The 19,545-nt window shown below is 70.2% G+C and carries 20 protein-coding genes; 9 read left to right on the forward strand and 11 right to left on the reverse strand.

Going from position 1 to position 19,545, the window contains the following annotated elements; genetic code table 11:
* The first annotated feature begins 338 nt into the window (after positions 1–338).
* Both JJI54_RS12390 and JJI54_RS12395 read left to right on the forward strand, forming a co-directional pair.
* Positions 339–1,043 carry an alpha/beta fold hydrolase gene (locus JJI54_RS12390; protein ID WP_203073303.1) on the forward strand — a complete coding sequence of 235 codons (705 nt, stop codon included), beginning with the start codon at positions 339–341 and terminating at the stop codon, positions 1,041–1,043.
* A 36-nt stretch (positions 1,044–1,079) separates the two neighbouring features.
* On the forward strand, positions 1,080–1,469 hold the full coding sequence (locus tag JJI54_RS12395) for a PH domain-containing protein (RefSeq protein ID WP_203073304.1): 390 nt from the start codon (positions 1,080–1,082) through the stop codon (positions 1,467–1,469).
* Positions 1,470–1,730: 261 nt separating this feature from the next.
* Here JJI54_RS12395 and JJI54_RS32700 read toward each other — a convergent pair whose 3' ends face one another.
* From JJI54_RS32700 to JJI54_RS12420, 5 genes are all read right to left on the reverse strand, one after another.
* The gene (locus tag JJI54_RS32700) at positions 1,731–2,462 is read right to left on the reverse strand and encodes a lytic transglycosylase domain-containing protein (RefSeq protein ID WP_264177175.1); all 732 of its coding nucleotides are present in this window, start codon (positions 2,460–2,462) and stop codon (positions 1,731–1,733) included.
* Positions 2,463–2,497: 35 nt separating this feature from the next.
* On the reverse strand, positions 2,498–3,082 hold the full coding sequence (locus JJI54_RS12405) for a hypothetical protein (protein WP_203073305.1): 585 nt from the start codon (positions 3,080–3,082) through the stop codon (positions 2,498–2,500).
* 129 nt (positions 3,083–3,211) lie between these two features.
* Positions 3,212–3,916, reverse strand: coding sequence for a hypothetical protein (locus tag JJI54_RS12410; protein WP_203073306.1), 705 nt, complete (start codon positions 3,914–3,916; stop codon positions 3,212–3,214).
* Complete coding sequence (locus tag JJI54_RS12415) at positions 3,913–5,418, reverse strand: alkaline phosphatase D family protein (RefSeq protein WP_203073307.1); 1,506 nt, start codon at positions 5,416–5,418, stop codon at positions 3,913–3,915. The genes JJI54_RS12410 and JJI54_RS12415 overlap by 4 nt, the downstream gene beginning before the upstream one ends.
* 343 nt (positions 5,419–5,761) lie before the next feature.
* Positions 5,762–7,498: a hypothetical protein gene (locus JJI54_RS12420; protein WP_203073308.1), complete on the reverse strand. Its 1,737-nt coding sequence runs from the start codon at positions 7,496–7,498 to the stop codon at positions 5,762–5,764.
* A gap of 556 nt (positions 7,499–8,054) precedes the next feature.
* Here JJI54_RS12420 and mmsB point away from each other — a divergent pair.
* On the forward strand, positions 8,055–9,104 hold the full coding sequence (mmsB, locus tag JJI54_RS12425) for a 3-hydroxyisobutyrate dehydrogenase (RefSeq protein WP_203073309.1): 1,050 nt from the start codon (positions 8,055–8,057) through the stop codon (positions 9,102–9,104).
* On the opposite strand, the gene JJI54_RS12430 is transcribed toward mmsB, so the two are convergent.
* The 4 genes from JJI54_RS12430 to JJI54_RS12445 all read right to left on the reverse strand — a co-directional run bounded on the left by JJI54_RS12430 (position 9,094) and on the right by JJI54_RS12445 (position 12,414).
* Positions 9,094–9,747 carry a hypothetical protein gene (locus JJI54_RS12430; RefSeq protein ID WP_203073310.1) on the reverse strand — a complete coding sequence of 218 codons (654 nt, stop codon included), beginning with the start codon at positions 9,745–9,747 and terminating at the stop codon, positions 9,094–9,096. The two genes, mmsB and JJI54_RS12430, sit on opposite strands and share 11 nt — an antisense overlap.
* A 124-nt stretch (positions 9,748–9,871) precedes the next feature.
* Positions 9,872–11,152, reverse strand: a complete 1,281-nt coding sequence (locus tag JJI54_RS12435) for a DNA polymerase IV (protein WP_203073311.1) — start codon at positions 11,150–11,152, stop codon at positions 9,872–9,874.
* 1 nt (position 11,153) lies between these two features.
* Positions 11,154–11,534, reverse strand: coding sequence for a hypothetical protein (locus JJI54_RS12440; RefSeq protein WP_203073312.1), 381 nt, complete (start codon positions 11,532–11,534; stop codon positions 11,154–11,156).
* 1 nt (position 11,535) lies between these two features.
* Positions 11,536–12,414 carry an ROK family protein gene (locus tag JJI54_RS12445; protein ID WP_203073313.1) on the reverse strand — a complete coding sequence of 293 codons (879 nt, stop codon included), beginning with the start codon at positions 12,412–12,414 and terminating at the stop codon, positions 11,536–11,538.
* Positions 12,415–12,496: 82 nt separating this feature from the next.
* Here JJI54_RS12445 and JJI54_RS12450 point away from each other — a divergent pair, with 82 nt between their 5' ends.
* The 6 genes from JJI54_RS12450 (at position 12,497) to JJI54_RS12475 (ending at position 17,927) form a co-directional block, all read left to right on the forward strand.
* Positions 12,497–12,730, forward strand: a complete 234-nt coding sequence (locus JJI54_RS12450) for a sulfurtransferase TusA family protein (protein ID WP_203073314.1) — start codon at positions 12,497–12,499, stop codon at positions 12,728–12,730.
* A gap of 51 nt (positions 12,731–12,781) precedes the next feature.
* Positions 12,782–13,711: a histone deacetylase family protein gene (locus JJI54_RS12455; RefSeq protein WP_203073315.1), complete on the forward strand. Its 930-nt coding sequence runs from the start codon at positions 12,782–12,784 to the stop codon at positions 13,709–13,711.
* Between the two features lie 161 nt (positions 13,712–13,872).
* The gene (locus JJI54_RS12460) at positions 13,873–14,127 is read left to right on the forward strand and encodes an exodeoxyribonuclease VII small subunit (RefSeq protein ID WP_226381687.1); all 255 of its coding nucleotides are present in this window, start codon (positions 13,873–13,875) and stop codon (positions 14,125–14,127) included.
* On the forward strand, positions 14,127–15,038 hold the full coding sequence (locus tag JJI54_RS12465; protein ID WP_203073316.1) for a polyprenyl synthetase family protein: 912 nt from the start codon (positions 14,127–14,129) through the stop codon (positions 15,036–15,038). The genes JJI54_RS12460 and JJI54_RS12465 overlap by 1 nt, the downstream gene beginning before the upstream one ends.
* Positions 15,039–15,043: 5 nt before the next feature.
* On the forward strand, positions 15,044–16,966 hold the full coding sequence (gene dxs, locus JJI54_RS12470; RefSeq protein WP_203073317.1) for a 1-deoxy-D-xylulose-5-phosphate synthase: 1,923 nt from the start codon (positions 15,044–15,046) through the stop codon (positions 16,964–16,966).
* A gap of 190 nt (positions 16,967–17,156) precedes the next feature.
* On the forward strand, positions 17,157–17,927 hold the full coding sequence (locus JJI54_RS12475; protein ID WP_318987493.1) for a TlyA family RNA methyltransferase: 771 nt from the start codon (positions 17,157–17,159) through the stop codon (positions 17,925–17,927).
* 3 nt (positions 17,928–17,930) lie between these two features.
* Here the strand turns inward: JJI54_RS12475 and JJI54_RS12480 are convergent, their stop codons facing one another.
* Positions 17,931–18,089, reverse strand: a complete 159-nt coding sequence (locus tag JJI54_RS12480) for a peptide chain release factor 1 (RefSeq protein ID WP_203073318.1) — start codon at positions 18,087–18,089, stop codon at positions 17,931–17,933.
* Positions 18,090–18,238: 149 nt separating this feature from the next.
* Positions 18,239–19,441: a hypothetical protein gene (locus JJI54_RS12485; protein WP_203073319.1), complete on the reverse strand. Its 1,203-nt coding sequence runs from the start codon at positions 19,439–19,441 to the stop codon at positions 18,239–18,241.
* Between the last annotated feature and the right edge of the window lie 104 nt (positions 19,442–19,545).

The following is a 19,545-nucleotide window of genomic DNA, read 5'->3' on the forward strand; positions in this document are numbered from 1 at the left end:
CTCGGGCTCGGTCGGCGCGGCGGCCGCTGCCTCAACCGCGACAACCGCCTCCGGCGCAGCCGTGGCGGTGTCCTTGTGTCCGGGATCGGCCGCGCCCGTTACGGTCGCGTCGCTGTGATCGCTCAACGTGATTGGTTCTCTGTCTGCCTCGGACCAGCCCGACACCTTGGCGTGCCCCGGCTTCAAGCCGAGGCCCGTCTTCGGGTGGGGATGCCCCGCTGGCGCAAGGGGCGCAAACGGCGGGGCCGGGCGGGACGACGGCCATATGCGCCGGAAACGCGCGGAAATCAAGGCGGGACGGCTTGCGAGCCCAGCACGCAGCGCCTAGCAGCCCCGGCATGACCGACCAGCCCACGCTCCTGCTGCTGCCCGGCCTGCTCTGCGATGCCCGGCTGTGGCGCGACCAGGCCGCCGCGCTCGGCGCCGGATGGCGCTGCGTGGTCGCCGACCTGACGCATGACGACAACCTGCCCGCCATGGCACGGCGCGCCCTGGCCGCGGTGGGCGAGGCGCAGGACCTGGCCATCGCGGGCCTTTCCATGGGCGGCTACGTGGCGCTGGAGATCATGCGCCAGGCCCCCGGGCGCATCGCCCGCCTGGCGCTGATGGACACCTCCGCCCGGCCCGACACGGAGGAACAATCCCGCCGCCGCCGCGCCCTGCTGGCGCTGTCCGAATCCGGCATGTTCCGCGGCGTGACGCCCCGGCTGCTGCCGACCCTGCTCGCCCCCCACAACCTCTCGACCCCCCTCGGCGCCGAGGTCACGGCCATGGCGGAACGCGTCGGCCGCGCCGCCTTCCACCGGCAGCAGCGCGCCATCCTCAAGCGCCCCGACAGCCGCCCCGACCTGCCCCGCATCGCCGTGCCCACCCTGGTCGTGGTGGGCGAACATGACGCGCTGACACCACCCCACCTGGCGGAGGAGATCGCCGCCGGCATCCCGGGCGCCACCCTGGCCCGCATCGCCGGCGCCGGACACCTGCCGACGATGGAAGAACCCGCCGCCGTCACCGCCGCGATGCGGGACTGGCTGCGGGCCTGAAGGGCCCCTAGATTCGCGGCCACAACGGAGATCCCCATGGCCGAGACCGACATCCTCGTCACCCGCGAAACCAAGCGGTCCTACGGCCTGGTCCGCGGGACCATCGCCATCCTCTGCCTCGGCCTGCCCTTCCTGGGCCGGCAACGCATCCAGGTGACGACCGAACGCGTCATCATCGAAAGCGGCTTCCTGACCAAGGTGCGCGACGACGTCGAAGTCTTCCGCATCCGCGACGTGGTCACGACCCAACCCCTCTGGCACCGCCTGCTCGGCATCGGCGACGTCGTCATCAAGGCCACCGAAGGCCGCACCGAGGAACGCCACACGCTCCGCGGCGTGCCCGACCCCATCGCCGTCTCCGAAGCCATCCGCCAGGCCTGGAACCAATCGGCCCGCCCGCGATCGGCGACGAACATCGACGGGTAGCGGGTGGCGCTGGTGGCCCGGGGAAAGGGCTCCGCCCCTTCCCCGTAACCCCTTCCCCGCCAAGGGCCCGGCGGCCCTTGGGAACCCATGAGATCGGTGGATGGAGGGAGGGGCACCGCGCGACCGCATGTCCGACGCGCGTCCCATGCCCCTCCCTCCATCCACCGATAATCTCGCGGTCCAGGAGGCCGCTGCCTCCTGGCGCGGGAGAGGTGCGGAGAGGGGCGCGCAGCCCCTCTCCGCGGCCACGGGCGCTGCCTGCTACCGTCCGATGAGCGCCAGCCGGGGTGGGGTGCGGCTCGCGATGGGGACCGGCATGCCGCGGTAGGCGTCGAGGCCGCGGCCGGGGGTGTTGGTGTTGGTCAGGGTGGTGGCGCGGTCGGCGTTGTTGGAGAGGAAGGCGCCGCCGCCGCCGGGTTGGGCGATGGTGGCGGCGGTCACGGTCGGGGCGGGGACGGGCGGGTGGGGGTTGCCTTGTTCGGTCGCCCAGGCGGCGAGGACCCGGGCGCGGTAGGGTTCGGCGAATTCCGGGGTCTGGCTGTGGTAGGCGGCGGCGGCGCGTTGCCAGTCTCCGCCGCGGGCGGCCTGCAGTTCCGTCAGGAAGCGGGCGGCGTAGGTGGCGTTGGCGGTGGGGTCGAAGGCTTCGTCCAGATTGGCGAAGGCGTTGGGGTGGTGGCGCAGGTTGATCTGCATGCAGCCCACGTCGATGGAGCGGACGCCTCGGGCCTGGAGTGCCTGCACCTCGGCAATCGCTGCCGCCTTGGTGGTGAAGAATTGCCCGCGGCCTTCGGCGTTGATGGTCCAGGGCCAGGGGTGGAAGGCGCCGGTCTCGGGGTCTCGCCGGCCGGATTCAACGCGGCCGATGGCGCTGAGCAGGTGGGCCGGGATGCCCGCGGCGCGTTCCGCGGCCTGGATGGCGCCGCGGCAGAGGCGCCCGGGTTCGGCCGCGGCCGGCAGGGGCAGGAGCAGGGCGAGGAGGAGGAGGCGCTTCATGCCTGGCCGGGGGCAAGCCCCGTGCCAGGGGGGCGCTACAGGATGGGTTCGGCCGGCGGGCGCGGGGCTTCGGCGGCGGGGGGCTCGGCCGGCGGCGTGGCGGCGGGGGGCGCTTCCGCCTGGGCGGGCGTGGTGGCCGGGGGGGTTGCGGGGGCGGCGGTGTAGTCCGGCACGATGCGGGCCTGGGTGCCGCCGATCATCAGCACGCGCTGGCCGATGGCGAGTGGCGTGGTGTCCCGCTGCGTGACGGTGAAGAGCTCCCCGTTCTCCTTCCGCGCGATGTATTCATAGGCGGTGGTGTCGCCGGCCACGCGTTCGGTGGCGGCGCCGAGCAGCCCGCCGACCAGCGCGCCGCCGACGGCGCCGATGGCGCTGGCCATGTTCCCGCCTGGCGTCTGCGCGCCGACGATGCCGCCGGCCGCGCCGCCGGTGGCGGCACCCGTATTGCCATCCGCCGTCACGGTCACGCGGCGGACGCCGATGATGACGGCCTGTTCGACGCGGTTCATCTGCTGCACGGCGCGGGTGGCGTAGTCATCCGCCGAGTAGCTCGGCCGGCAGGCGGCGAGCGCGAGCGGGGCGAGCAGGGCGAGGGGGAGGAGGTTTCGGGGTCCCGGCATGGCGGTGTTCCTGTAGGCGAGGGCGGGCCGCCCTGTCACCACGCAACCTGCGCGGGGCGCCCATACGCCCTTTGCCGCCCGCGCGTGGCGCGATTGTGTCGCCCGCGTGTCCGCCTGTGACGCGGGGCCTCAGTCGTAGCCGAAGGCCGTCATGTCCTCGCGGAAGTGATCGGCCAGGAAGGCGGCGTCCGCCGGGGTGACCTCGGCCGAGCGGATCAGGATGCGGGCGCTGCGGTTGGCGTGGGGCAGGACGAAGGCGGGGTCCACCAGCTCCTGGAGGAGGGTGCTGCCGGCCATGTCCTCGATCCGCAGCGCCTCCGCGACGTGGGTCGCGGTGCGGGTCTTGGCGGCCTGGGGGCGGAAGGCGGCGTCGTAGTGCAGGTGGCGGTTGCGGATGAAGCCGCTGAAATCGTCGCTTTCGATGAAGGCGCGCGAGGCCGGCCAGCGGAGCTGCGCGTGCTGGGCGGAGAGGGTGGCCCAGTCCGCCCGGATGGCGGCGAGCGTGGTGCCGTGCTTCTCCGCCCAGCCCAGCACGATGCCGCCCACGAAGTTGTAGAGGCTGGCGATGCGCGCCTTCGGATGCCGGACGAAGGCCAGGATGCGGAAGCCCGCGAGGGTTTCCGGGCCGATCGCGGCCTCGATCTCGTCCAGGCCGGAATGCTTGTAGAGGCCGAAGCGGCGCTGGAAGTAGGTGCTCGCCTGTTCGCCATGGGGCGTGGAGCCGAGGATGAGGTCGTCCCAGCGGGCGAAGGGCTCGTAGCCCTGTTCGAAGCTGGTGCCGCCGGTCTTGTGCAGGTGGATGAAGACGAAGCGGCGGGAGCGGGAGAAGATCATGCGGCCTCCAGGCGCGGCATGCCCTGCGCCACCGCGAAGCGCTGGAGCGCCGAGGCGCCGCTGGCGGCATCGAGCGGGTTGTCCAGCGCCATCATCGTGGCCACCGCGTCCCGCGCCGTGAGGCGGAGCGAGAGCCAGCCGCGGCGGGAGGCATCGGCGTAAGTCACATGCGGATCGTTGGGGAAGGGCAGGGCGTAGCGGGCGTTGTTCTGGCTGGTGATGGAGGTGGCGACGAATTCGACGGCGCAGGCGGGTGTCTCCGGCCGGTCGAAATCCGGGCGCAGCTCGGCGGCCAGGAAGGCGTGGATGTCGCCGCCGAGCACGAGCGGCGTGCCCTGGTCCCGCCGGCGCGTCGCAAGCTGGGAGAGCAGGCGGGCGCGGGCGGGCTGGTAGCCGTCCCAGCCATCGGTCCAATAGACCGGGGGCGTCTGACGGCTGCCGAGGCGGGCCATGCGGGTCTGCTGGGCGATGATGGTCCAGCGCACGGATTCGCGGGCCAGGCCCTCGCTGAGCCAGGCCTCCTGCTCCGCGCCCAGCAGGCTGCGGGCGGGGTCCGCCAGTTCGGCGCATTGGTCGAAGGTGACGCGGGTGGCGCCGCCGCGGTCGGGGGGCTGGCAGGCCTGGGGATGGCGGTATTGCCGGTCATCCAGCACATGCATCTGCGCCAGCCCGCCGAGGCCGATGCGGCGATGGATGCGGGCGCTGGCGCCGTTGGGTTTCGCCGATCGCGGCAGCGGCATGTGTTCCCAGAAGGCCTGGTAGGCGGCGGCGCGCCTCGCCAGGAAGGGGGCGCCGCGCTCCCGCTCCCCGATCTCGCCCCCATAGTCGTTGGAGACCTCATGGTCGTCCCAGGTGACGACCCAGGGGCAGGCGGCGTGGGCGGCCTGGAGGTCGGGGTCGCTGCGATAGAGCGCGTAGCGGGCGCGGTAATCCTCCAGCGTCCGGGCCGTGGGGCTGGCATGGCTGCGGACCAGGTTCCGGCCCCAGCTGGCCTCATAGATGTAGTCGCCGAGGAAGGCGACGAGGTCCGGGTTGCTGGCCGCGATGTGGCGGTGGGCGGCGTAGAAGCCGTGTTCGTATTGCTGGCAATTGGCGACGGCGATGGTCAGCGGGTCCGTCGCACCCGGCGCGGGGGCGGTGCGGGCGCGGCCGGCGGGGCTGGCCTCTCCCATCGCGGTGAAGCGGTAGTGGTACCAGGCGCCGGGGCGGAGGCCCTGGACCTCGACATGCAGCGAATGCGCCTCGGCCGGCAGCGCCATGGCCTGGCCGCGGGCGACGGGGCGGCGGAAGGCCTCATCCTCCGCCACCATCCACTCGACCGGCACGGGCTGGTCGGGCAGGGCGGCGCCGGGGGCGGGCATCAGCCGCGTCCAGAGCACGAAGCCGGCGTGGCCGGGATCGCCGGAGGCGACGCCGAGGGCGAAGGGCGTGGCGGCCGCGGCGCGGGCCGGCAGGGAGAGGGCCAGGGCGGGGGCGGCGAGGAGGAGGCTGCGGCGGCGCATGGGGCAGTCTCCCCCGGATCGGGGGCGGGCGCCAAGGCGGGGCTTGGGTCAGTACTATGACTTTAGCCGATTATGCCGATTATGCGGGTTTAGCACCGTTTTCGCGGGGGCGGTGGAACCAGCAGAGGCCGAGGAAGGTGGGGGCGCTGTAGGGGGCGTCCCGGTCCTGGCTGAGGCGGCGACGCGTGTCGTCGCGGTCGCGTCCCCGGGCGACGACCGGCGCACGGCGTGGCCGGGTAGAAACGCGAGTCGGGCGCCTACTGGGCATAGGCACTATGGGTCTGCTTGCGACCCGAAGCGGACCTACGGGTAAGGACCCAACGCTGGACTGCCGGAGCCAAGGTCAGTCGCAAGCAAATTTTTTGGCAACTCGTCGCTGCCGCGGCCGAGCGCATCCCTCGGTACAAAAATCGCACTGGTCGCAAATCAGTTTGCCACATTCGCCACAGTTCTTGTGCTCGCCGATTATTAGCGGGAAGCGACTGCACCACGATCCAGAGGGAAGTTTGCCGCCACAATAAGCGTATACTGTCAGATATCTTCCCTGCTCCGTTCGACCGATCATCAGATGCGGATGAGGAACATTGAAATGCACAAAGGTTATATCTTGGCCGAGAATGGAGTCAGCACAGTCGCTCAGCAGGTTGAAAAGATCCAGAATAGAATTCGTTGGATCGTAAAGCCCCAAACAGTGACTTTCTTCAATGTCAATAAAAGCATCGTAATCATTTTCCTGGGCCAAGTCACTAAAGCCCTCTATATAAACAATTTTTCGCATAAATTTAATAAAATGAGTCGGGTTTTGTCCGAGCAATAAACGATTAATAAATTCTGATATTGTAAACAGGGCAATTGACGCCTTACTAACTCCACAAGTCACGATTACAGTCGAAAAATTATGAACGATATCTTTCTGAGTATCGCTTAGGCGCGAGTAGGTTCCAGTCCTCGCATGGCGACCACAGGCGATGGAGGTACTTAAAATGGTTTCGGGTTTTTGTGCGAAGAGCTCTGAGAGCGAGAATAAGAGCTCGTAGTTCACTCCGGCGCCAGGTAATTCGAACGCCCAGGGCGGCAGATTGTTTTCATAGAAAGAAAGTCGAATTTCTTGTGGGCGACCTGGCAGTAAATTTACGGCATTTTGTACGCTCTCGAGAGAAGTATTCCGTGTGACACCAAGGAAGGTTTGATTTGCATATTTTCGAAATTCTCCGGTCTGCCGAGCCTTCTTGCCCCTGCCGCGCATTATTGCTTCAAGATGGGTCGCAGAAATAACGCCGGCAATTTCTACACTCTCCCCGCTTACCATCTTAAACTTGTCGACGAAAATATGCCGCGTGCGCGATCCCGAGTTCGTCGCGTTCTTGACATCGATCAGCACATCCGTTTCGATGTCGCACGACCGCCATAGATCTCCGCGCCCATTTATTTGCGTGATTGAAATGTCTTTTGCCTCAAGTCCGAGCGCATTTCTGTAAAATGAAAGCACTAATTTTTCTGCTAGCCGGGCATAGGCAAGCGAGCGAATTTCGAATTCGCTCCTTAAGCGGGCGCCTCCCTGAGCATTTCGTCGTTCTTCGCGCCCCGCCGCCCAGATTTCAATCAGTCTTTTGTCTTCCGAGTCCAAGTTCGGAGAGAAAATGTTCGTTGAATGCCCGTCGCAGCTTACTGAGACTAGATGCCGCTGCTCCGAGCAATTCGCAATGCGTTGACGGGGTAAGGAGTGAACGTTGAAATGAGCCCTTCTTGAACCCGAAAATACAGCATAATATGGCGCCTCTGAATAATTCCTCTTCATGATTAGTTCGTTCACTCTATTAATCACCACAGAAATGTCACCGTTATAGTCATGTGTTTGGATGGGCCTGAGTTGCTCGATTTCAGATCGCGTGATTGGCTGTAGTCTTTCGTGGTCTAAATTTGCTGCAAGCAGCCTCTGCTTGGATCCTGCTATAACCCGAGAAACATCGTTCGATTTGACAACCAGAAGTTGACCGTCTGTATTTTCAAAGATTTCATACGAGACGCCCCAGCGGCCTATAAGCCTTGACAGCGGATCGTCATCCGTACGCTCTACCATTCAGTCCCCCCCCCGGTTACGCACTGCCCAGGATTACATCACGACGCGAGTTCGCGCGTCTAGCGATGGGTTGATGTTTTCACTCGAACAGGTCAGCGCCGTCATTGTATCGATAGCCGGGGCAGCAGTCGAAAAAGGAGAGGGCGGCCCACCAAGTCGTACCCGAGAGGAAAGAACCGCGCCGACATCTGAGCGCGATCTCTGTGAACAATCACGACGTTCTAGCTAGTCTTGTTAAGGCACCGCGACACGCCGTGTCTGGTTAATCAATGGCTGCGCAACTCGAGGCTGCAGCACTTACATCCGCTCCCCGCCCTTCTCGGAGTCCCCATAGCGGTCAAGCGCTGTGTCGTTCAGTTGCTCATCACCTGGACGGGTGCGCAACCAAGGGCGCCTTCAGGACGGCATTTATCCCTCGGCCCGATCCGGGGCGGCACTTCGGTGTTCCTGGTGGCAACGGGACAAGCGGTCGGGACTCATCAGGTCATGGCGACGCAGGCGCCCCGCCGCCGGGTTCTGGACCTCGACTCCTCCGCGATGGCCTGGACGCAAGCCGATGCTGGGCGGGCTATTCAGCGCACGAAACGGTGCGGATTTCAAGCAAATATTCCTAACTACGTTTCCCCGCGACCATCACCCCATCCCCTCCGATAGCCCCCCGCCGCGCCCTGTGGGACAGTCACCCCACCAACGCATCGGGAGGGAGCCGCGCATGGCCCGGATCGGATTCATCGGCCTCGGCAACATGGGCGGGCCGATGGCGCGCAACCTGGTGAAGGCGGGGCATGAGGTCGCGTGCTTCGACCTCTCCGCCGCCGCCATGGCGGCCGTCACCGGCGCGCGGGCGGTGGGCAGCGCGGCGGAGGCCGTGGCCGGCGCCGACTTCGTCATTACCATGCTCCCCGCCGGCCAGCATGTGCGGGATGCCGTGCTCGGCGCGGGGGGCATCGCCGCTTCCTCCCCTCCCGAAGCCTTGCTGATCGACTGCTCCACCATCGATGTCGCGACCGCGCGCGCGGTGGCGCAGCGGTGCGGGCGCGCCTTCCTCGATGCACCGGTCTCCGGCGGCGTGATGGGGGCGGAGGGGGCGACGCTCACCTTCATGGTGGGCGGCGAGGACAGCGCCTTCGCCAAGGCGGCGCCGATCCTGCAGCAGATGGGCCGCGCCGTGATCCATTGCGGGGGCGCCGGCGCCGGCCAGGCGGCCAAGGCCTGCAACAACATGATGCTGGCGGCCACCATGATCGTGACGGCGGAGGCCTTCGTGCTGGCCGAAAGCCTCGGCCTGTCCCACCAGGCGCTGTTCGACGTGGCCTCCAAATCCTCCGGCCAGTCCTGGAGCCTGACGACCTATTGCCCCGTCCCCGGCCCGGTGCCGGGCAGCCCGGCCAATCGCGGCTACCAGCCGGGCTTCTCGGCCGCGCTCATGCTGAAGGACCTCGGCCTGGCGGTGGGCGCGGCGGAGGCGGGGGGCGTGGCGACGCCGGTCGGCGCGCGGGCGCTCGAGCTCTACCAGGCCTTCGTGGAACAGGGCGGCGGGGGGCGCGACTTCTCCGGCATCATCGACCATCTGAGGCAGGCCAAGGGGGGCCAGATCAGGGGGTGAGGGCGGCCCTCGTGCTCCAGCCGCGCTCCAGCCGCTTGCACAGCGTGGCATAGGCGATCCCGGCCTCGGCCGCGGCTTCCCGCAGCGTCATCCGCCGGCCGCGCACGGTGATCAGGCGGCGGGGCACGCCGGCGCGGGGCGGGTTCTTCGCCCAGCGGCAATTGGAGGGCGCGAAGGGGCGGGACGGGTCCAGCCGCACCAGGCGGTGGGCGGGGCTGGGCCGGCGGCCGAGATCGGCCAGGAAATTCTGGAATCCCCGCCCCGCCGGCGCCTGCCAGCGGGCGCAGACCGGGGCGGCGCCGCGCAGGCGCATGGTCTGCCAGGCCTGGTATTCCGGGCGCCGCCGGTCCCCGCTGCGGGCGCCGTGCCGCGTCGCGCGGTCCCGCACCACGTCATCCCGCCGGCAGCCGCAGCTGGTGGTGTGGCCGGACAGCAGGCTGTCCTCCCGCACCACCGCGCTGCCGCCGCAGGCACAGTCGCAGGCCCAGCGGCGGCGGGAGAAGCGGCCCCGCCAGAGATAGGGCTCCTCCTCCGCCGTCACCACCAGGCGGCCGAAGCGGTTCCCCGGCGCCACGGTGGTGGCGCGGAGCGTCCCGGAAGGGGCGGCGGGGCGGGCGGGGCGGGGTGGGGCGGCGATGGTCACGGCATCCGGAACAGGCCTGCGGGCGGGGAGTTTCGGTTGTGGTCCGGCGGCCATCCTCCCGCATCGCGGGCTGTCGCCGCAACAGCGGCGTCGCGCCCGGCCCGCCGGCGGCGGGGCGCGGGCATCACCCCTTGGGCGGCCGGCCGCCGGGCAGCAGGCCGCGCCCGCTGCCGATGGCATCCGCCCCGAAGCGGGCGCGCAGCTTCTCCACCGCCGCCCAGCGGGCCGCGCGGCGGCCGGCATCGGGGTCCGCCAGGTCCGGCAGGTCCGCCTGGTCCGCGGGCGCCAGCGGCTGGGCGCCGATGCCGATCAGGCGGAAGGCCGGGCCCGTCGCCTCCTTCGCCAGCAGGGGTTTCGCGGCGGCGAAGAGCGTCTCGGGCAGCTTCGTCGGGCGCGGCAGGCGGACATTGCGGGTGCGGGTCTGGAACTGGGCGGTCTTGAGCTTGAGGACGACGCCGGAGGCCGCGAGCCCTTTTTCCGCCAGGCGGCGGCCGAGCTTCTCGCAGAGCCGCCAGAGCGGCGCCTCCAGCGCGGCGAGGTCGCGGAGGTCGGTGTCGAAGGTCGTCTCGGCGGAGATGCTCTTGGCCTCCCGCGCCGGGTCGATGCGGCGATTGTCCTCGCCGCGCGCGCGGGCGGCGAGGGCCGGGCCATCCTCCCCGAAGCGCTTCGCGGCGTCGCGGGGGTCGAGCAGCGCCAACTGGCCCAGCCGGGTGAAGCCGGAAGCCTCCAATCGCCGGGCCAGTGCGGGGCCGATTCCGGGCAGCAGGGTCACGGGCTGGCCGGCCAGCCAGGCGCGCGCTTCCTCCTGCGCCAGCACGGCGAAGCCGCGGGGCTTGTCACGCTCCGCGGCCAGCTTGGCCAGCAGGCGGTTGGGGGCGAGGCCGATGGAGACGGTGATGCCGACCTGGCGCTCCACGTCCCGGGCGAAGCGGGCGAGGGTGGCGGCGGGGGGCGCGCGGTGCAGCGCCGCGGTGCCCGAGAGGTCCAGCACCGCCTCATCGATCGAGAGCGGCTGGACCAGGGGGGTGAGGCTTTCCATGAGTTCGCGCACCTGGCGGGCGGCGGCGACGTATTTCGCCATGTCGGGCTTGATGACGACGGCGTCCGGGCAGGCGGCCAGCGCCTTGAACATCGGCATGGCGCTGCGCACGCCGCTGGTGCGGGCGACGTAGCAGGCGGCGGAGACCACGCCGCGGCGCCCGCCGCCGATGATGACGGGGCGGGTGGCGAGTTCGGGGCGGTCCCGCTTCTCCACGCTGGCGTAGAAGGCGTCGCAATCGACATGCGCGACCGAGAGGCTGAAGAGCGCGGGATGCGCGACGAGGCGGCGCGACCCGCAGGCGGGGCAGGGCGGCGGGCGTTCGGCCTCCGCCATCCAGAGGCAGTCGCGGCAGAGCGTGGGCATCTCAGCGCCGGAGCAGGGGCATGAGGGCGAAGGCGGCGAGCAGGCCGAGATAGATCCAGCCCTCCGGCGTCTCCACCCGTTCCGCCCAGAAGCCGAGGCCGCGGCCGCGCAGCAGCGCCACCAGCGCGGTCTCGGCGGCGACGGTCAGGGCCAGGCCGGTCAGGCCCATCAGCAGCCGCGGGCGCGGTTCGGCCGGAACCTCGAACAGCCGGGCGATGCGGGGGGCGAGCACGACCATGGCGGCCAGCATGGGCACGGCCTCCACCGCCACGGCGCCGGCGGGGCCGAGGACGGGTTCCAGGACCAGCATGCGGATGGGGCCGAGCAGGAAGCCCAGCGCGAAGACCGCCGCGAACCAGAAGCAGCCGGCGGCGACCGTCATCTCAGGGCCAGAGGCGCGCGGCGCCGAGCACGCCGGAACTGTCGCCATGGCGCGCGGGCTCGATCGCCGTGGTGCAGACATCGGAGAAGACGTGGCGCGGGATGAGGCGGGGCAGGGCCTCGTAGAGATGCGCCATGTTGGACAGCCCGCCGCCCAGCACGATGACCTCCGGGTCCAGCAGGTTGATGACGGCGGCGAGCGCGCGGGCCAGGCGGTCCGCATGGCGGTCCAGCGCGGCGCGGGCGCGGGCATCGCCGGCGGCGGCGCGGGCGGGGAGTTGGGATGCGTCGCGCGCGCCGGGGCCATCGGCATCGGCGGCGAGCGCGGGGCCGCAGAGGAAGCTTTCGATGCAGCCGCGCTGGCCGCACCAGCAGGCGGGGCCGGGGTGTTCGGCCGGCGTCATCCAGGGCAGCGGGTTGTGGCCCCATTCGCCGGCGACCCGGTTGCGGCCCTGCACCAGGCGGCCTTCCACCACCAGCCCGCCGCCGACGCCGGTGCCGAGGATGACGGCGAAGCCCGATCCGGGGCGGTCATGGAATTCGCTCATCGCCAGGCAATTGGCGTCATTCGCCAGGCGGACCGGGCGGCCGATGGCGGCGGCGAGGTCGCGGGCCAGGGGCTGGCCGTTCAGGCAGGTGGAGTTGGCGCCGCGGATCAGGCCCGTGACCGGGTTCTCGCTGCCCGGGATGCCGATGCCGATGGTGGCGGTGCTGGCGATCTCGGCCTCCGCCGCGGCGACCATGGCGGCGATCTGGGCGACGGTCGCCGCGTAGCCCGCTGGCGTGGGGGCGCGGCGGCGGAGGCGGATCGTGCCGCCGGGGTCGAGGGCCGCGATCTCCGTCTTGGTGCCGCCGAGGTCGATGCCGATGCGCCAGGTCATGCAACGCAGGGTGGCGGGGCGGGGGCGACGAATCAAGAACGGGTCGCTTGCCCTGGGCGGTCGGCGGTGGTGGAATCAGCGGATGAGCGAGACATTGCTGGATGTGCAGGGGCTGACCTGCCCGCTGCCCGTGCTGAAGGCCAACAAGGCCCTGCGATCCCTGGCCGCGGGGGCGCGGCTGACCGTGCTGGCGACCGACCCGGCCAGCGTGAAGGATTTCCGGGCCTATGCCGCGGAGACGGGGCATGCGCTGGTGGGGTTCTCGGAGGAGAAGGGCGTCTATCGCTTCACGCTGCGCAAGCGCGAGGACGGCTGACCCCCGACGCGGGATGACGTTTCGCCGCTCCGCGGCGGGGAGGATCAAGGAATGAGCGTCCTGCTGTTCAGCCATCGGGCCTGCCTGCACCACGACCCCGGGCCGCACCATCCCGAATGCCCGGACCGGCTGCGCGCCGTGCTGAAGGCGCTGGATACGGAGGAATTCTCCGACCTGATCCGGGACGAGGCGCCGCAGGCGACGGTGGAGCAGCTCTCCCGCGTGCATCCCGAACGCTATGTGGAGGCCATCCTCGGCATCCGGCCGGAGCCGGATGACAGCGTGGCGCTGGATGGCGACACGGTGATGAGCTGGGGCAGCGCGGAAGCCGCGCTGCGGGCGGCGGGCGCCGGGATCGCCGGCGTGGATGCGGTCTGCCGGGGGGAGGTGCGGCGCGCCTTCTGCGCGGTGCGGCCGCCCGGCCACCATGCGGAGCCCAACCGGCCGATGGGGTTCTGCCTGTTCGCCAACGCCGCGGTGGCGGCCCGCCATGCGCAGGCGGTGCATGGCGTCGAACGCGTCGGCGTCGTCGATTTCGACGTCCACCACGGCAACGGCACCCAGGCCTGCTTCGAGACCGACGCCACCCTGTTCTACGCCAGCAGCCACCAGTCGCCCTGCTATCCCGGCACCGGGGAGGCGCATGAGACGGGGGTCGGCAACATCGTCAACGCGCCCCTGCCGCCGGGCGCCGATGGCGCCGCCTTCCGCCAGGCCTGGGCGGACACGCTGCTGCCGGCGCTGGAGGCCTTCCGGCCGGGCCTCGTCATCATCTCCGCCGGCTTCGACGCCCATGCGCGGGACCCGCTGGCGCAGCTCCGGGTGCGGGAGGCCGATTTCGGCTGGCTGACGACGGAACTCTGCCGGCTGGCGGACCGGGCCTTCGGGGGCAAGGTGGTCAGCCTGCTGGAAGGCGGCTACGACCTGGAGGCGCTGGCGGCCTCCACCGCCGCCCATGTGCGCGCCCTGATGCATGCGTGAGGACCGATTCCGCAGGAGTGACAGGCTGGATTGACACCTGCGACTTCCTTCCCATCGCGGGAGGGTAGCGTGGCAGGAATCCCGGCAATCCGCTGATTTCCGGCCCTTGCCCCGTCCGGCCGGCACGGGGCATTACGTTTTTTCTTCCCAGGATGCCCGATATGACGTCAACTAAACCTGACACGGCAAAGCCGGTCGCCTCCCTCTCCTTCGAGGAGGCGCTCACCGAGCTGGAGGGGATCGTGAAGGACCTCGAAGGCGGCAAGGGGAAGCTGGAGGAAGCGGTGGCGGCGTATCAGCGGGGAGCGGAGCTGCGCCGGCATTGCGAGGCCAAGCTGTCCGACGCCGAGGCCAAGGTGCAGAAGATTGTGGAAGCGGGCAGCGGCGAGGCCGCCGGCCTGCGTGACATGAGCTGATGGGCGACACCATGCAGGGCCCCGCGCTGAAGGACGCCCTGGCCCAGGCGGCGGCGGAGATCGACCAGGCGCTGGACGCCATCCTGCCGCCGGCGGAAGGGCCGGAAGCGCCGCTGCTGGCCGCCATGCGCTACGCCGTGATCGGCGGCGGCAAGCGGATGCGGGGCTTCCTGGTGCTGGAAGGGGCGCGGCAGTTCAACGTCTCCCGCCAGGCGGCGCTGCGCGTCGCGGCGGCGATCGAGATGCTGCACGCCTATTCGCTGGTGCATGACGACCTGCCCGCGATGGACGATGACGACCTTCGCCGCGGCAAGCCAACCGTCCACAAGGCCTTCGACGAGGCGACCGCCATCATCGCCGGGGACGCGCTGCAGACGCTGGCCTTCGGCACGCTGGCGGATGAGGACACGCATGCCGACCCGGCGGTGCGGGTGGAGCTGGTGCGCTGCCTGGCGCGGGCGGCCGGCGCGCGGGGCATGTGCGGCGGGCAGATGCTGGACATGCTGGCGGAAGCCGCCGCGGAACCGCTGGACGAGGCCGCCGTTGGTCGGCTGCAACTGCTGAAGACCGGACGGCTGATCGAATTCTCGGCGGAAGCGGGGGCGATCCTCGGCAAGGCCCCCATGCCCCAGCGCCTGGCGCTGGCGGCCTATGGGCGGGATGTCGGGGCGGCGTTCCAGATCGCGGACGATTTGCTGGACGCCACGGCCTCGGCCGAGGAAACCGGCAAGCGGACCGGCAAGGATGCGGAGGCCGGAAAGGCCACGCTGGTCGGCCTGCTCGGCATCGAGCGTGCCCGGTTGCAGGCGGAACGATTGGTCGCGCAGGCGAGGGAGCATCTCGACAGTTTCGGGGAGCGTGCCGATCTGCTGCGGGACCTTGCCGCCTACACCATCGAGAGGAAGAGCTGAAAACCATGGCGCCACCCGCCACCCCCCTGCTGGACCGGGTCCGATACCCCTCGGACATGAAGAACCTGTCGGGGGAGCAGCTGAAGCAGCTGGCCGAGGAATTGCGGGCGGAGACGATCCACGCCGTGTCCCAGACCGGCGGGCATCTCGGCGCCTCCCTCGGCGTGGTGGAACTGACGGTCGCGATCCACGCGATCTTCGAGACGCCGCGCGACCGGCTGATCTGGGACGTGGGCCACCAGGCCTACCCCCACAAGATCCTGACCGGGCGGCGCGACCGCATCCGCACGCTGCGCACCGAAGGCGGGCTTTCCGGCTTCACCCGCAGGTCCGAGAGCGAATACGACCCCTTCGGCGCGGCGCATTCCTCCACCTCCATCTCCGCCGGGCTCGGCATGGCGATGGCCCGCGACCTGAAGGGCGACGACCGGCAGGTGATCGCGGTCATCGGCGACGGGTCCATGTCCGCGGGCATGGCCTATGAGGCGATGAACAACGCCGGCGCCGCCAAGGCGCGGCTCATCGTCATCCTGAACGACAACGACATGTCGATCGCGCCGCCCGTCGGCGCCATGTCGGCCTACCTCTCGCGCCTCATCTCCTCCCGCCCCTTCCTGTCGCTGCGGGACGTGATGGGGCGGCTGGCCAAGCGCTTCCCGCGCCCGATCGAGCGCACGGCGCGCCGCGCCGAGGAATTCGCGCGCGGGCTGCTGACCGGCGGCACGCTGTTCGAGGAGCTGGGCTTCTACTACGTCGGCCCGATCGACGGGCATGACCTGGACCACCTGCTGCCCGTGCTGCGCAACCTGCGCGACGCGGAGGAAGACCAGCCCATCCTGCTGCATGTGGTCACGCAGAAGGGCAAGGGCTACGCGCCCGCCGAGGCCAGCGCCGACAAGTACCACGGCGTCGCCAAGTTCAACGTCATCACCGGCGAACAGGCCAAGGCGCCGCCCGGCCCGCCGAGCTACACCAAGGTCTTCGCCAATGCCCTGATCGCGGAAGCGGAGGCCGATGAGCGCATCGTCTCCGTCAACGCGGCCATGCCGGCGGGCACGGGGCTCGACCTCTTCGCCAAGCGCTTCCCGAAGCGCTGCTTCGATGTCGGCATCGCCGAACAGCACGCCGTGACCTTCGCGGCGGGCATGGCGACGGAAGGCCTCAAGCCCTTCGTCGCGATCTATTCCACCTTCCTCCAGCGCGCCTATGACCAGGTGGTGCATGACGTGGCGCTGCAATCGCTGCCCGTGCGCTTCGCCATGGACCGCGCGGGCCTGGTCGGCGCCGATGGCGCCACCCATGCCGGCAGCTTTGACGTCGCCTATCTCGGCTGCCTGCCGAACATGGTGCTGATGGCGGCCGCGGACGAAGCGGAACTCGCCCATATGGTCGCCACCGCCGCCGTCATCGACGACCGGCCCTGCGGCTTCCGCTACCCCCGCGGCGAGGGCACCGGCGTCGCCGTTCCGGCGCGGGGCACGCCGCTCGAGATCGGGCGGGGGCGCATCCTGCGGGAAGGCAATGCGGTGGCGCTGCTGTCCTACGGCACGCGGCTCGCCGAATGCCTGAAGGCGGCGGACGACCTGGCGGCACAGGGCCTGTCCTGCACCGTCGCGGATGCCCGCTTCGCCAAGCCGCTCGACACCCAGCTCATCGAACGCCTGGCGCGGGAACACCCGGTGCTGGTCACCATCGAGGAAGGCTCCATCGGCGGCTTCGGCACCCAGGTGGCACACCACCTGCTCAGCCAGGGCCTGCTGGACGGGCAGACGCGCTTCCGCCCCATGGTGCTGCCGGACAGCTTCATCGACCACGCGGCGCCCAAGGTGCAATACGACCAGGCCGGCCTGAACGCCCGCCACATCGTGGCCACCGCGCTCTCCGCCCTCGGCGTCGCGGAAGCCAAGGCCCAGCCGGCGCGCGCCTGATGGTCGGGGCTCTGTCCGCGAGGGGCTCTGCCCCTCGCGCTCCCCGCAAAGGGGCAGCGGCCCCTTTGAACCCCCTTCATGGGATCGGGGATGAGGGGCCGGTGGTAGCGCATGTCCGGGGCGCGTTCCGGCCCCTCATCCCCGATCCCATCACGACGCGGTCCAGGGTCCCGCTGGACCCTGGTGGGGGGTGCGGGGGGCAAAGCCCCCTGCGATCAACGCCCTGACCGCCAAGCAGCGCGCCGACCAGGCCCTGGTTGACCGTGGCCTCGCGGAGACGCGGACGCGGGCGCAGGCGTTGATCCTGGCGGGGAAGGTGTTCTCGGGGGAGGCCCGGGTCACCAAGGCGGGGGATCAGATCAAGGAGGGCCAGGCGCTCGAGGTCCGGGGGCAGGATCATCCCTGGGTGTCGCGGGGCGGCGTGAAGCTGGCGCATGCGATCGACCATTTCGGCCTGGTGGCGAAGGGGGTCGTGGCGGTGGATGTGGGGTCTTCCACCGGCGGCTTCACGGATGTGTTGCTGCACCATGGGGCGGCGAAGGTGTTCGCCGTGGATGTGGGGCATGGGCAGCTGGCGTGGAAGCTGCGGAATGATGCGCGGGTGGTGGTGATGGAGCGGGTGAATGCCCGCTACCTGGATGCCAGCGTGATCCCGGAGGCGCCGGGTGCCGTGGTCTGCGATGCCAGCTTCATCGGGTTGCGGACGGTGTTGCCGGCGGCGCTGGAACTGGCGGCGAGGGGTGCCTGGGCGGTGGCGCTGATCAAGCCGCAATTCGAGGTGGGGCCGAATGTCGCCAAGGGTGGCGTGGTGCGGGATGCGCAGGTGCACGCCAATGTCTGCGGCACCATCCGCAACTGGTGGGCGGGCTTGCCGGGCTGGACGGTGCTGGGGGTGGAGCCGAGCCCGCTGCTCGGCCCCGAGGGGAACCGGGAGTTCCTGATCGCCGCCCGGAAGGGCTGAGGGTCAGGCCGCGGCGGTGCCGAAGCTGCCGGGGCCGGGGCGTGCCTTGGCGCTGAGTTCGGCCAGCAGCGCCCAGACGCGGTGCGCGTCCATGCGGATTTCGGGGTCGTTCAGCAGGCGGTCGAGTTCCGCCAGCTTGGTCTCGAACTCTCGCTCGGTCATCGGGCGTTCCTGCTGTGGGAGTCCCCGGCGCAGCGTCGCCAGGATCTTCCCGGCGGGATGCTGCACCACGACATCACAGCACGAACGTGGCTTCGCGGTGGCGGTTGCGTTGAGTCGCGTTGCTCACGATGTCGCGACCCCAGGGGTGGTCAGGGCGAGGAGACGACCGCGGGGGCCAGGGCGGGGTGCTTGCCCGCGGGGTGGCCGGGGTTGCGGAAGCGGAGTTCGCCATCCGGCGCGCCATCGGGTGGTGCCACGCCGAACAGCTCCATCCGGCTGGCGCAGGTCACGGCCACGACGTGGCGGGCGGCGGGGTCCGTCATCCAGCGGCGGGCGGCGCCTTCCAGTTCGAGTCGCTCCCGCAGCCCGCGCCATTCGGCGCGTTCCACATCCTCCACCAGCATGGCGAGGATGCCGGGCTGGGTGCCGCTCAGGCGGCTTTGCGCCACCAGGCCGCAGCGGCGGGCGACGGCGGCGGCGATGCTGTTCTCCTGCCCCGCGCGGGCGGCCATGACGAAGACAGAGCCGCCGCCGGGCATGGCGGTGACGGCGAGGTGCGCTTCCTCCCCGAACTGGGCGCGGAGCTGGGCGGGCAGGCCCTGGCCGGCGGCCTGGGCGCCGGCGAGGACCAGCGGGTCGAGCTTTAGGATGGCGTCGGCGCTGGCATCCTGGCGGCGTTCGGCCTGGAGCAGGCCGGCGATCTTGCGGTGGAGTTCGGAGACCTGTTCATCCGTCGCCATGCCGCCGGGCAGCGTCATCTTGAGGAGGTAGCGGCCGGGATGGGCGGCGAGCCAGGTCTGCAGGTCCGGGTTCACCCGGTCCACCAGCTGGCACCATTCGCCGCGGTGCACGGGGCGGCCTTCCTCGGCGGAGACGCTTTCGCAGACCACTTCCGCGCTGACGCCCTGGCGGGTGATGACCAGGTCATGCGGGGTTTCGCCGGCCAGGCCGGTGTATTCGACGGCGAAGCCGCGGGAGCGCGCCAGGGCGGCGGTGTGCAGCAGGTGGAAGAGCGGGACGAGGGTGGCTTCCCCGGTCAGGCCGGCTTCCAGCTGTTCGCGCAGGCGGTTGCGGCGGGGGGCGGGCAGGGTCTCGGCCAGGGCGACGGCTTCGCGGGCGAAGCCGATGACGCGGCGTTCGGCCTGGTTGGCGCGGGCCATGGCCTTGGGATCGGCCAGGCGGGCAAGGGCGAGTTCCAGGGCGTGGCGCTGCTGGGCGGCGCGGCCGGTCTGGCTGGATTGCCGGGCGCGTTGCGTGATCTCATCCAGGCGTTTGGCCCAGAGGCGTGCACCGCAGAGCGAGCGAAAGCGATCCAGGACGGCCGGGGAGGGCCGCTGATCGGCGAATGGCATGTCGCGCCCCGTGAATGAATGCTTCCATCCCTAACCCTTTCGAGGGGGGGACCGTCAAGCTTACAATTCATAGCACGTTTATCGGAATTGGCACTTTTCCGAGG

The sequence above is a fragment of the Falsiroseomonas ponticola genome, from assembly GCF_016805305.1.
GTDB lineage: Bacteria > Pseudomonadota > Alphaproteobacteria > Acetobacterales > Acetobacteraceae > Falsiroseomonas > Falsiroseomonas ponticola.

Coding starts and splice junctions, on each gene's coding strand:
- JJI54_RS12390 (WP_203073303.1), top strand. CDS start 339: ATGACCGACCAGCCCACGCTCCTGCTGCTGCCCGGCCTGCTCTGCGAT.
- JJI54_RS12395 (WP_203073304.1), top strand. CDS start 1,080: ATGGCCGAGACCGACATCCTCGTCACCCGCGAAACCAAGCGGTCCTAC.
- JJI54_RS32700 (WP_264177175.1), bottom strand. CDS start 2,462: ATGAAGCGCCTCCTCCTCCTCGCCCTGCTCCTGCCCCTGCCGGCCGCG.
- JJI54_RS12405 (WP_203073305.1), bottom strand. CDS start 3,082: ATGCCGGGACCCCGAAACCTCCTCCCCCTCGCCCTGCTCGCCCCGCTC.
- JJI54_RS12410 (WP_203073306.1), bottom strand. CDS start 3,916: ATGATCTTCTCCCGCTCCCGCCGCTTCGTCTTCATCCACCTGCACAAG.
- JJI54_RS12415 (WP_203073307.1), bottom strand. CDS start 5,418: ATGCGCCGCCGCAGCCTCCTCCTCGCCGCCCCCGCCCTGGCCCTCTCC.
- JJI54_RS12420 (WP_203073308.1), bottom strand. CDS start 7,498: ATGGTAGAGCGTACGGATGACGATCCGCTGTCAAGGCTTATAGGCCGC.
- mmsB (WP_203073309.1), top strand. CDS start 8,055: ATGCTGGGCGGGCTATTCAGCGCACGAAACGGTGCGGATTTCAAGCAA.
- JJI54_RS12435 (WP_203073311.1), bottom strand. CDS start 11,152: ATGCCCACGCTCTGCCGCGACTGCCTCTGGATGGCGGAGGCCGAACGC.
- JJI54_RS12440 (WP_203073312.1), bottom strand. CDS start 11,534: ATGACGGTCGCCGCCGGCTGCTTCTGGTTCGCGGCGGTCTTCGCGCTG.
- JJI54_RS12445 (WP_203073313.1), bottom strand. CDS start 12,414: ATGACCTGGCGCATCGGCATCGACCTCGGCGGCACCAAGACGGAGATC.
- JJI54_RS12450 (WP_203073314.1), top strand. CDS start 12,497: ATGAGCGAGACATTGCTGGATGTGCAGGGGCTGACCTGCCCGCTGCCC.
- JJI54_RS12455 (WP_203073315.1), top strand. CDS start 12,782: ATGAGCGTCCTGCTGTTCAGCCATCGGGCCTGCCTGCACCACGACCCC.
- JJI54_RS12460 (WP_226381687.1), top strand. CDS start 13,873: ATGACGTCAACTAAACCTGACACGGCAAAGCCGGTCGCCTCCCTCTCC.
- JJI54_RS12465 (WP_203073316.1), top strand. CDS start 14,127: ATGGGCGACACCATGCAGGGCCCCGCGCTGAAGGACGCCCTGGCCCAG.
- dxs (WP_203073317.1), top strand. CDS start 15,044: ATGGCGCCACCCGCCACCCCCCTGCTGGACCGGGTCCGATACCCCTCG.
- JJI54_RS12480 (WP_203073318.1), bottom strand. CDS start 18,089: ATGACCGAGCGAGAGTTCGAGACCAAGCTGGCGGAACTCGACCGCCTG.
- JJI54_RS12485 (WP_203073319.1), bottom strand. CDS start 19,441: ATGCCATTCGCCGATCAGCGGCCCTCCCCGGCCGTCCTGGATCGCTTT.